1 protein-coding gene is annotated in these 1,285 nt (G+C 67.2%); it reads left to right on the forward strand.

Going from position 1 to position 1,285, the window contains the following annotated elements; genetic code table 11:
- Nucleotides 1-68: 68 nt before the first annotated feature.
- Nucleotides 69-1,252 (forward strand): IS3 family transposase gene (locus MFF61_RS32825; RefSeq protein ID WP_238241912.1). Its coding sequence is split into 2 segments (ribosomal slippage): nt 69-366 and nt 366-1,252, totalling 1,185 coding nucleotides; the frame shifts between segments, so codons are not numbered across the junction.
- Nucleotides 1,253-1,285: the final 33 nt, after the last annotated feature.

The raw sequence follows: 1,285 nt of genomic DNA on the forward strand, positions 1-1,285 counted from the left end.
TGATCCTCCCTCGGCTTCGCGGACACCTCTGATACGCTCATGCTGAGCGGGGAAGGTGCGCGCGTCGGATGGCGAAGACGAGACGGGAGTTCACACCCGAGTTCAAACGCGAAGCCGTTGCTCTGCTGGAGAGCAGCGGCCGGCCGCAGATGCAGGTCGCGGCCGAGCTCGGGATCCAGCCCTCGATGTTGCGGCAGTGGCGGGCCACGCTGAACGGGGCCCCACCCCGACCGCGGCTGGCCGGATCGACGGGTATTGCGCCACCAAGCCCGGTTGCGTCCCCTTCCGATCAGGCTGCCGAGATCGCCCGACTGCGGCGGGAGCTCGACCGCACGCGCATGGAGCGCGACGTGCTAAAAAAAGCGATCGGCATCTTCGCGGAGATGCCCAAATGACGTTCGCCTTCATCGAGCAGCATGCGACCACCTGGCCGGTGCGTCTCATGTGCCGCGTGCTCGGCGTGTCCCCCAGCGGCTACTACGGCTGGCGGTCACGGCCCGAGAGCGCGCGCTCGGCCTCCAACCGCCAACTTCTGGACGACGTCCGGCGCATCCATGCCGCTCATCACCGGCGCTACGGCTCCCCACGCGTGCATGCCGCCCTGCGGGCCGAGGGCCGTTCCGTCAGCCGCGCACGAGTGGAGCGTCTCATGCGCCGGCACGGTATCCGTGCCCTGGCGGGTCGTCGGTTCCGGCCGTGTACGACCGACAGCCGTCACGATCCTCCAATCGCCCCCAATCTCCTGAAGCAGGACTTCTCAGCCGTGCGGCCCAATACGATCTGGCTGGCGGACATCACCTACCTGCCAACCGGCGAGGGCTGGCTCTATTTGGCGGCCGTCCTCGATCTGGCTACGCGCAAGATCGTCGGCTGGTCGATGCGCGATCACATGCGCACCGAGCTGAGCGTGGCTGCGCTGATGATGGCCGCCCAGCGGCAGCGGCCGGCTGCCGGGCTCATCTGCCACTCGGATCGCGGCAGCCAGTACGCAGCCGAAGCTTACCGGAGGCAGCTCGCAAGCATGGGGGCGAAGCCGTCCATGGGCCGGACGGCTTGCTGCTACGACAACGCCCCGATGGAGAGCTTCTTCCACACCCTCAAGGTCGAACTCGTTTATCAGCGACGATGGGCAACCCGGGATGAGGCGCGACGCGACCTGTTCGCTTACTTCGAGGGCTACTACAATCGGCAACGCATCCACTCGGCGCTCGGCTATCTCACGCCCGAGCAGGCCGAACGGACCGCAGGCTGATCTCCCTGTGTCCGCGAAGCCGAGGGAGGATCA

Origin of the sequence: Methylobacterium isbiliense, from assembly GCF_022179325.1 — a bacterium.
GTDB lineage: Bacteria > Pseudomonadota > Alphaproteobacteria > Rhizobiales > Beijerinckiaceae > Methylobacterium > Methylobacterium isbiliense.